Genomic DNA, 1858 nt, shown 5'->3' with positions numbered 1-1858 from the left:
AATCGAGTAGGAGGCGGATTCACATCCGCCGTCCTCTCACACCACCGTACGTACGGTTCCGTATACGGCGGTTCAGGTTATACGGTTAAGTCGGTTTATCGTATCCAGTATCGAGACCAGCCCGAGGCGGTCCCACAGCTTCTTCGGCAACGCCTGATTCATATGGGGCGCTCCCGAGTTCCACCATGGGCCTCGGCCATTGACTGCCGATTTCCACGCCCGCGCCGCATTAAGTCCCAAGCGTATCAAGTTGCGCGCCCTCGTAGAGGGCCGCTTCCATTGACGCCAGACGATACAGCGAAGCTTGTGACGCACCCAGCCGTCCAATTCCTCAAGTGGCCGTCTGCTCTGGCTCAGCTTGAAGTAGCCCGCCCATCCGCGCAGCACGGGGTTTATCCGCTCGATGACAGTCGCCACCTTGTGGCCCCGCGCTTTACGTAGCAGCTCTCTGAGCCGGTCGCGCAAGCGACCCAGGCTCGTCGTCGCCACTCTCAGTCTCGGTTGCTGATGCCAGCTCATCCCGTAACCCAAGTAATCACACATCCAAGACCCGGCTACTCGGCTCTTATCCCGATTCAGCGTTAGTTTCAGGCGCTGATTCAGGAAGCGCTCAACACTGGCCATCACTCGTTCGCCAGCACGAGGGCTGCGCACATAGATGTTCGCATCGTCGGCATAACGCACGAAGCGATGACCCCGCCGTTCCAGCTCGCGGTCGAGTTCGTTGAGCAGGATGTTCGACAGCAACGGCGAGAGCGGGCCGCCTTGCGGCGTCCCTTCCTGCCGTCGGCTGGCGATCCCACCCGACATCTCACCGGCTTGGAGGTACCGCCGGATCAGTCTGAGCACGCGTTTATCTACGATTTGGCGCGCCACGTACGCCATCAGGAGATCGTGGTTGACCCGGTCAAAGAATTTCTCAAGATCGAGTTCCACGCACCAGCGATGCCCTGCCGCCACATGGGCGCGGGCTGTCTCGATGGCTTGGTGGGCGCTTCTGCCCGGACGGAAGCCGTAGCTGTAATCCGAAAACAGCGGGTCGAAGATCGGCGTGAGCTGTTGCAGCAGTGCCTGTTGGATCAGGCGATCCACGACGCAGGGAATGCCCAGTTGTCGGGTGCCGCCTTTGGGTTTGGGGATGTCGACGGCGCGTACACCTTGCGGGTGGTATTCGCCGGCCAGCAACCTCCTCTGGAGGATCGGCCAATACTGATTCACGTAGTCCGCCAAGTCGTCGACCGTCATGCCATCGGCACCCGGCGCGCCCTTGTTGCTGACCACGCGCTGATACGCACGTCTGAGGTTGGCCGGTGCAAGCACCCGCGCCATCAGCGTGTCCGGCTCCGCGTTCGTCCACGTCACAGATGCCGTCGATACCTTTGCGCTGTCAGCCGTCATCCTCGGATTCTGTCCGGGACTCGGAGTCACAGTCTTCTCTTGGAGAAATTTCTGCATTTCGGTATTCAACGAGACTCTGACGCCTACTGGCGGCATAACCTGTTCGGCCCTTGGTGGCGCGGTTATTCGCCACTTACTACGGCTTCGGCTGACTTCTGCACGCTCATCCCATCGCCTCTCGACGCTCGGTAGCACACTGGCAAACGTGCAGATCTCCCAGGGTAATTCGCGCGACCTTCCTGCTTATGCCTGTCGGATCTACGTCACAGCGTTCCGTGCAAGTATTGGGCTTTGAAGATTTTGGCCTTCTTACCCCGCTGCGCCGCCTCTATCCGCTTCCTGTTCGTCAGGCCAGCATTTTGCCTCGGGCTTCCTTCAGATTCGCAGTCACCCGCGACACCCTTGCCTCTGGCTAACACTTCCCCTTGCCGGGTGTGTAGAGGACTTTCACCTCCCAGTC

At 60.1% G+C, this 1858-nt stretch carries 2 protein-coding genes; both read right to left on the bottom strand.

Translation table 11 applies throughout. From position 1 onward, the window contains the following. Nucleotides 1-72 precede the first annotated feature (72 nt). Nucleotides 73-1494 carry a group II intron reverse transcriptase/maturase gene (ltrA, locus tag YA0848_RS21635; protein WP_198731406.1) on the bottom strand — a complete coding sequence of 474 codons (1422 nt, stop codon included), beginning with the start codon at nucleotides 1492-1494 and terminating at the stop codon, nucleotides 73-75. Nucleotides 1495-1661: 167 nt separating this feature from the next. Next, nucleotides 1662-1858 (bottom strand): hypothetical protein (locus YA0848_RS36115; RefSeq protein WP_232925153.1); only part of this gene is annotated, 197 nt, incomplete at its 5' end.

Origin of the sequence: Pseudomonas sp. S4_EA_1b (genome assembly GCF_016307435.1) — a bacterium.
In the GTDB taxonomy this organism is placed as follows: domain Bacteria; phylum Pseudomonadota; class Gammaproteobacteria; order Pseudomonadales; family Pseudomonadaceae; genus Aquipseudomonas; species Aquipseudomonas rhodesiae.
Note: the sequence above shows the minus strand (reverse complement) of the source record. Positions and strands in the feature narration are given on the sequence as shown.